Here is a 7,639-nt window from a genome sequence, read left to right on the forward strand (position 1 = left end):
CAAAGACCAAATTTTCTTTTATTTTACTGTGTTACCCTTAAGCGACTTAATCAGTATAACATTTAATTTCTTTTCTGTCAACAAGTTTTTAATAAGTTGAAATTTAATTTCTTAACTTTTTTCTTTCTTGTTGGCCGCATCTCTTAGCGACGTGTTTTATCTTACCATTTTATTTATATCGTGTCAACAATAATTTTCTATTCTTTTTTAATAAATTTACTTTTTACGTATTTAAGTACTTTTTGAGTATCTATATCAGGTATTGGTTTATGTTTAAATACCAATACACCTAAATCCATAATTGGCTTTAAATAATCAATGGTATCAATATAACCTAGTTTAATTCTTTTTTCAGCACTCTCAGGAACAAAATCCAATATACCATCTAATACCCCCTCTTCCATAACAGATGGATATATCTCTATTATTTTAGTATTTGGAAATAACTTTTTATTTATATGAGAATCTTTAGAAAGATGCACTACTATTATAATGTCACAGTTTTCTCCATATACAGGCTGTACAGGAACATTATCAGCCATTCCACCATCTAAATATTTTATAGATTCAAATTCTTCTGATTCATATATCATAGGTAATGCTGATGATGCAAATAAAATACTTCTTATATTCTCTTCATTATATCCATTAATCTTAAAGTATTTAGGTTGAAAAGTTGTAAGCTCTGTACAAGCTACATAGCATAATTTATTGCACTCATCTATATCTTTAAAATTTACATATTTATTAATAATATCAGTTAAACCTCCCCTTGAAAGATTTCCTGTATCAATCATCTTTGGCATACATTTTTTTACTAAGTTCATATTTTTTAATCCTAATGATATTAAAAAACCTTTAATATTCAAATCTCTCTTATCTATAGGAAGAACTTTTTCCTTTGATATATTAAGCCACGCTTCCTCTGCCTTCTCTATATCTCCTTGGCAAAATAATATAGAATTTAATGCACCGATTGATGTCCCTGAAATTACTTCTATATATCTATCAATTTTCAACTCTTTTAATGCCTTCCATACACCGATTTGATATGCTCCCCTAGCTCCTCCCCCTGATAGTACTAATCCTATTTTCATATTAAATCACACTCCCCAAGAACCACAATATATCTAATAACTATTCGTGCTCTTATTATATCCAATTGATTCTAAAATAATTAAAGCTGTATCTTCTATAGCCCTTTGTGTTATATCTATTGTTTTACATCCTAACTTCTTCATTACCTTATCTGAATACTCTAATTCTTCTAATATTCTTTCATCACCAGCATATTCAATACTTGAAGATATGTGATGGAATTTATCTAATCTTTTCTTTCTAATTTCTATTAATTGAAATGGATCTATTTTTAATCCAAAAATTTTCTTCTTATCTATAATATATATATCATCTGGTACACCTATTTCAGGCATTAATGGTATATTTATAGCTTTAATCCCCTTATTAGCTAGATACATGCTTAATGGTGTCTTTGACGTTCTTGATAATCCTATTAAAACTACATCTGCATTTTTAAGTCCTCTATAGTCTTTACTATCATCATATTGCATCGCAAATTCCATAGCCTCTATTCTTTTATAATACATTTCATCTATTTGTCTCATGGCCCCAGGTTTATATTCTGGATTAGTGTTCAACATACTTGATATAGAATCTATAAGAGGTCCTAGAACATTCATAATATAAATATCTTCTTCATAACATTTTTTAGTTAAGTATTCTCTAACATCTACAGTAATTATTGTTGATATGATTATTTTTCTTTCCACTTTAGCTATTTCAGGAAAAATACAATCCACATCATCAATTGTTTTGATATATGGTACTCTTCTTATTTTTATTTTTTCTCTAAACTGAGCTGCCACTGCTAGTGTTACTTGATGAGCTGTTTCTGCTATAGAATCTGATATAGCAAAAATAGTTAACATGATTAACTCCCCCCTCAAATTTTATATAATGTTTTTTCTAATATAATATCTTATTTAATTTTATCATTATATATTACATGTATTGTAAAATATTGCTTGATACAAAAATATATTTTTTAAATTTCAATATTTAATTTATATATTATATAATGATGAATTTTAAAATTTAATATGATAAACTTTAATATAATAAAAAAAGTTGCATATAAACCATGAAATCATCTATTTTATGCCTTTACTCATTTATAGGTGTAAAAAATCTTATACCACAATATTTTTAGTTATAAAATAAAATCATTAAATAACGCTTTAATAAATTATGTAAGAGTTATAATTGATATAAAAAACTGTTCACACTATATTTAGGAGGAAAATGTATGAATAATAAAAAAATCTTAACAGTAAGCATTCTACCACTTATGTGGTTTTTATACTTTTTGTTTGAATTGTTCACAGGTAGGATTAAAGATACTCCTACAGTAATGTTAAATATATTTCTTATGTTTTTGTTTGCTTTAGTAGGATTATTCATTTATAAAATAGGATATAAAAATCAAAATGGATTTAAATTTAAAACAATGTTAAAACTTTTTTTATCATTAATGCTAATTGACCAAGGAATAAAAATATTTATAAAGTTATTTTATTTTGATACTTACATCAATATAATTCCTAATTTACTATCTTTTAATCCAATAATCAATACTGATGGTTCATGGTTAAATGCAAGATTTGGAACTAATGTAAGCTTCACATTATTAATATTTTTTAATATCATTGCACTTTTTGTATTTGTCGAAATATACAGATACTCCTTATATAAAGGTAATAAAGATTTTTGGGCAGATATGTCTTTTTTGTTTATATTCAGCGGAGCTCTTTGTTCATTAATTGATAAACTATTTTATGGTGGAAGTTTAGATTTTATTGGCATTAGCAATTTATTTATTGCAGACATAAAAGATATTTATATTAATCTAGGTATACTATTTTTTATTCTTACATTATTTAATAACGGATATCTTTCTTCAGATGAAGAAACTACACTAAAAGAAGACTTACAGAATTTAAGATGTTTCTTAACATTTATAAAAGATGATATATCTAGTAAGTTCAAGTTACTAAAAAATAAACAAAACTAAAAGAAAAGAAGTTTTACAAATGTTTATAGAACAATAATAAAATTTGTTTATTCCAATAATAAAAATATACATGAACTATTTATATTGAGTAAAAAATACACTATCTAATTAAAAATTGAAAATCAAGTTATAAAGGAGGCATATTTATGCTTAACACTCCAAAAGCAAATAGACTACATATATCTATATTCGGAAAAAGAAACGCCGGTAAATCAAGTTTAATTAATGCTCTAACAAATCAACCACTTTCATTAGTGTCAGATACTCCTGGTACTACAACTGATCCTGTTTCAAAGGCAATGGAATTACTTCCTTTAGGACCAGTGGTTATTATAGATACCGCTGGATTAGATGATACTGGTGATTTAGGAACATTAAGAGTTGAAAAAACAAAAGAGGTAATGTTAAAAACAGATTTAGCTGTACTTGTATTTTCAGCAGAAGATAATAATATTGAAAATGAAAAAGAATGGTTTAAAGATTTAAAACAAAAAAATATTCCTGTAATAGGAGTAATAAATAAAATTGATTTAGGAATGAGCAACTTAGAATTATTACAAAAAGAATTTGATATTCCATTTGTAGAAATAAGTTCTAGAGAAAAAATAAATATAGGTAAATTTAAAGAGCTTCTTATTAAAAATGCACCTATTGATTTTGAAATGCCTACTATACTTGGTGATATTGTAAATCCTAAGGCTAGGGTTATATTAGTCGCTCCTCAGGATATCCAAGCCCCTAAAGGAAGACTTATATTGCCTCAAGTACAAATAATAAGAGATATACTAGATAATGATGCTATGGCACTTACAGTCAAAGATACAGAATTAGAAGACTTGCTAAAGATAGTCAAAAATCCATCTTTAGTAATTACAGATTCTCAAATGTTTAAAAAGGTAAATGAAATAGTTCCCTCAAATATAAGATTAACCTCATTCTCTATTTTAATGGCAAGATATAAGGGTGATTTAGAATTATTTATAAAAGGAGCTAAAGCTATTAATAATTTAAAACCTAATGACAAAGTATTAATTGCAGAAGCTTGCACTCATCATGCACAAAAAGGTGATATTGCAAGAGAAAAACTACCTTTATTACTTGAAAAAAAAGTTGGTGGAAAATTAGACATAGTAAATGTATCAGGAAGTGATTTTCCAAAGAATTTATCAGAATTTAAATTAATAGTACATTGTGGTTCTTGTATGTTTACAAGAAAGCAACTATTATCAAGATTAGAGGTAGTTAAAGAAAAAAATGTTCCTATAACTAATTTTGGAGTCGCATTAGCTGAACTTAATGGAATCCTTGATAGAGCTTGTAACATATTAATTGGATAATACCAATTTAAAAGATTTAAGACTTTATCAAATTACAATTTATATATTATAGATATAAAATTCAATAAAGCAAGCTACAGATTAAAAATAACAGTTTAATTTTAGATTAATATTTAAAATCAAACTTATATACTATAGCAAATAAAAAAGACATCCTATTATATATACTTTATAGGATGCCTTTTTTACTTTTATTAGATGTATATATTATGTCTTTAAATTAAACTAATTTAAAGACTATTTTGTTTAATCACAAATCAACTTTATTTATCGCTCTTAATTATCAATAATAATGAAACATATTAATTTTACTTTTTAAAATTTAATTTGTTATTAAATTTTAATATTAAAAGAATTATTTCTTTTAATATTTACTAAATTATAATTCGAATATAATAAATTTAAAAATGAAATAAAAAAATCGTTTCTTTAATATTAAAGAAACGATTTTGGTGGCTCACCCGGGAATCGAACCCGGGACACCATGATTAAAAGTCATGTGCTCTACCGACTGAGCTAGTGAACCATGCTTACCTGGCAACGTCCTAATCTCCCACACAGTCTCCCGTGCAGTACCTTCGGCGCTATGGATCTTAACTTTCCTGTTCGGAATGGGTAGGAGTGTTACTTCCATGCCATCATCACCAGATCCTTTGAAAGATTTTTTCTTTCAGTTGAAATCATTTGTTTTGTTTGATGACCTCAACAAGACATAATTATATAGACTTTCTATTATTATGTCAACAGTATTTTTAGACGTATATCGACATTATATTCAATATACGTCTAAATACTCTAAATTACTATAAAATATTCTTATTTTTGAAAATTTTTATTGTTTAAAAAATCATAAAAATATTAAACTTAATTTATAAATAAAAATAGAGAATATATATGGATAAAAATGCAATAAATTATTTAATAGATGCTGTTTCTGATTTATTATACTCGTTGTTTAATATAACTATATCAACTCTTCTATTAGCTGCTTGTCCTTCTTTACTATCATTGCTCTTTATAGGTCTATATTCACCATACCCAATAGCAGAGAGCCTATCAGAACTTATATTTCCTTCTTTAGCAAGAAACTCTACTACATTAGCTGCTCTAATTGCAGATAGCTGCCAATTAGAATGAAAATTTTCTGTATTTATAGCTACATTATCGGTGTTTCCCTCAACTCTTATATAATTATCTATATCATTTAATATTTTAGATATAGATATTAACTTTTGCTTATACTCATTTTTAATAGTTGCATCTCCACTGTTAAAAAAAACATTATCATTAAAGCTTATTATAAGACCTCTTTCTTGTATTTGAGTTGAAACGCTACCTTCTAAATTATATTCCTTAATTAACTCATCAACTTTACTTTTAGCCGTATCAAGCTTTTCTGATTCAACCATTACAGCATCATTCACAATGCTATTTTCATTAGTTTCTTCTCCTGTTTCTTCTATAACTCCTGGCGCATCACCTATACTAAATGCTTGTTTAAAGGAATTAGATATTTGTTTATACTTTTGTTTATCTACATTTGAAGAAGCATATAACACTACAAATAAAACCATTAGCAAAGTTATTAAATCAGAATAGGTTAGTAACCATCTTTCACTATTTTCTTTATTTTCTCTTTTTTTCCTCATATAATTATTCACCCTCTAATAATTTAGATTGCTTCTCTGTTAAAAATCCTTCAAGTTTACTTACAAGAGTATTGGGATTTGTACCTTGTTGAATTAATACTATTGCTTTAATAATCATCTCTTTTTCATTATATTCTTCCATATCCAAGACTTTTAACTTATTAGCAATTGGTAACCAAAAAATATTTGCACTTAAAATTCCATATAATGTTGCTATAAAAGCTGCTGCTATTTTAGGTCCTAATACAGTAGGATCATTTAAGTTACTAACTACTTGAATAAGTCCCATAACTGTTCCTATTATCCCCATGGTAGGTGCATATCCACCTGCTGCTGCAAACATTTCTATTCCAACTTGATGTCTTTCTGATATTTGCTCTAATTTAGTTTCTAAAATACTCTTAATAGATGACTGTTCTACTCCATCTATAGCTAATTGAAGTCCTTTTTTTATAAATGGATCTAAATCACTATTTTTAGAAACTTCTTTTTCTAATGATAAAAGTCCATCTTTTCTAGTTCTTGTAGATATATCTTTAAAAAACAATAAATTTTCTTCCATCTTATTTTTTCTCTTTTTAAATGCTATAGACATAACTTTAGGAAATTTTTTAAGTACATTTCCTGGGAATGATATACCTAATGCACCCAAAGTACCACCAAATACTATTATTGCAGCTGTAAGTTGAAATAATGCAGTAATTACTCCACCTTCTAATAAAAATGCTAAAATTAAAGCTACAAATGCAAAAATTAAGCTTAATACAATCATCATATCCATGTAAGATTCCCCCAAATACAAAATTATATTTCTAATAACTAATATATTAATGTTTACTATAATTTAATCCCCCATTAAAACATAAAATTATAATGTTCAATAATATAATAGACTTAATAATTTGTTACTAAAAAATAAATACTATTTTTACTGCTTTAATAATATTTAAACTTTTTAGTAATATTATTAAAAAAGTCTATATTTAATTATTTTTCCACATAATATATAAATTATTATATATTTATAAACAGGTATTCATAATAATTTATGAATACCTGTTTATAACTTAATTTAATTGTGAATAACTTTAGAAACATATTTTTTAATCACAATTTCTATTTGAACATACTATGAAAAATTTTATAGACTAATATGCTAGTTTTAGTTCTTAGCCAATATATATCTATAATACAATACCTTATTAATATCTAAAGATTTTATAATTTTTTATAAAAAAAAGCTACTGAAAAATTCAGTAGCTTTTATTATTGGTGCGTCATCAGGGATTCGAACCCTGGACACCCTGATTAAGAGTCAGGTGCTCTACCAACTGAGCTAATCACGCAAATAAACCTGGCAACGTCCTAATCTCCCACACAGTCTCCCGTGCAGTACCTTCGGCGCTATAGATCTTAACTTTCCTGTTCGGAATGGGTAGGAGTGTTACTTCTATGCCATCATCACCAGATACTAGTCTTTCTAAATCTAATGATTTAGTTAAAACTATACTCCTTTAGCTATGCTAAGTGAGTTATTATTCAATTGAAAGAATGTTCTTTCA

General features: G+C 26.3%; 6 protein-coding genes, 2 tRNA genes and 2 rRNA genes. 2 read left to right on the top strand and 8 right to left on the bottom strand.

Annotated elements, in window-relative coordinates; all coding sequences use genetic code 11:
* Positions 1-197: 197 nt before the first annotated feature.
* Positions 198-1,097, bottom strand: a complete 900-nt coding sequence (locus NG918_RS15500; RefSeq protein ID WP_252217020.1) for a patatin-like phospholipase family protein — start codon at positions 1,095-1,097, stop codon at positions 198-200.
* A 33-nt stretch (positions 1,098-1,130) separates the two neighbouring features.
* Entirely contained in the window at positions 1,131-1,949 is an 819-nt protein-coding gene (locus NG918_RS15505; RefSeq protein ID WP_252217018.1) for a pyruvate, water dikinase regulatory protein, read from the bottom strand.
* 377 nt (positions 1,950-2,326) lie between these two features.
* Here NG918_RS15505 and NG918_RS15510 point away from each other — a divergent pair, with 377 nt between their 5' ends.
* Positions 2,327-3,091, top strand: coding sequence for a signal peptidase II (locus NG918_RS15510; RefSeq protein WP_252217015.1), 765 nt, complete (start codon positions 2,327-2,329; stop codon positions 3,089-3,091).
* A 146-nt stretch (positions 3,092-3,237) separates the two neighbouring features.
* Complete coding sequence (gene hydF, locus NG918_RS15515; protein WP_252217012.1) at positions 3,238-4,428, top strand: [FeFe] hydrogenase H-cluster maturation GTPase HydF; 1,191 nt, start codon at positions 3,238-3,240, stop codon at positions 4,426-4,428.
* Positions 4,429-4,878: 450 nt separating this feature from the next.
* On the opposite strand, the gene NG918_RS15520 is transcribed toward hydF, so the two are convergent.
* The 6 genes from NG918_RS15520 to rrf (NG918_RS15545) all read right to left on the bottom strand — a co-directional run bounded on the left by NG918_RS15520 (position 4,879) and on the right by rrf (NG918_RS15545) (position 7,546).
* Positions 4,879-4,954 (bottom strand) — tRNA-Lys (locus NG918_RS15520).
* A 6-nt stretch (positions 4,955-4,960) separates the two neighbouring features.
* Positions 4,961-5,077 (bottom strand): 5S ribosomal RNA (gene rrf / locus NG918_RS15525).
* A 265-nt stretch (positions 5,078-5,342) separates the two neighbouring features.
* Complete coding sequence (locus tag NG918_RS15530) at positions 5,343-6,077, bottom strand: OmpA/MotB family protein (protein WP_252217011.1); 735 nt, start codon at positions 6,075-6,077, stop codon at positions 5,343-5,345.
* Positions 6,078-6,081: 4 nt separating this feature from the next.
* A complete protein-coding gene (locus NG918_RS15535; RefSeq protein WP_252217009.1) occupies positions 6,082-6,858 on the bottom strand; it encodes a flagellar motor protein in 777 nt (258 codons plus the stop codon).
* A gap of 489 nt (positions 6,859-7,347) precedes the next feature.
* Positions 7,348-7,423, bottom strand: a tRNA-Lys gene (locus NG918_RS15540).
* Between the two features lie 6 nt (positions 7,424-7,429).
* A 5S ribosomal RNA gene (gene rrf / locus NG918_RS15545) occupies positions 7,430-7,546 on the bottom strand.
* Positions 7,547-7,639: the final 93 nt, after the last annotated feature.

Origin of the sequence: Clostridium sp. ZBS2, from assembly GCF_023845855.1 — a bacterium.
Taxonomy (GTDB): domain Bacteria; phylum Bacillota; class Clostridia; order Clostridiales; family Clostridiaceae; genus Clostridium; species Clostridium aquiflavi.

Bases quoted from the DNA above. Each gene is read 5' to 3' on its own strand.
- hydF (WP_252217012.1), top strand. From the start codon at position 3,238: ATGCTTAACACTCCAAAAGCAAATAGACTACATATATCTATATTCGGA.
- NG918_RS15500 (WP_252217020.1), bottom strand. From the start codon at position 1,097: ATGAAAATAGGATTAGTACTATCAGGGGGAGGAGCTAGGGGAGCATAT.
- NG918_RS15505 (WP_252217018.1), bottom strand. From the start codon at position 1,949: ATGTTAACTATTTTTGCTATATCAGATTCTATAGCAGAAACAGCTCAT.
- NG918_RS15535 (WP_252217009.1), bottom strand. From the start codon at position 6,858: ATGGATATGATGATTGTATTAAGCTTAATTTTTGCATTTGTAGCTTTA.
- NG918_RS15510 (WP_252217015.1), top strand. From the start codon at position 2,327: ATGAATAATAAAAAAATCTTAACAGTAAGCATTCTACCACTTATGTGG.
- NG918_RS15530 (WP_252217011.1), bottom strand. From the start codon at position 6,077: ATGAGGAAAAAAAGAGAAAATAAAGAAAATAGTGAAAGATGGTTACTA.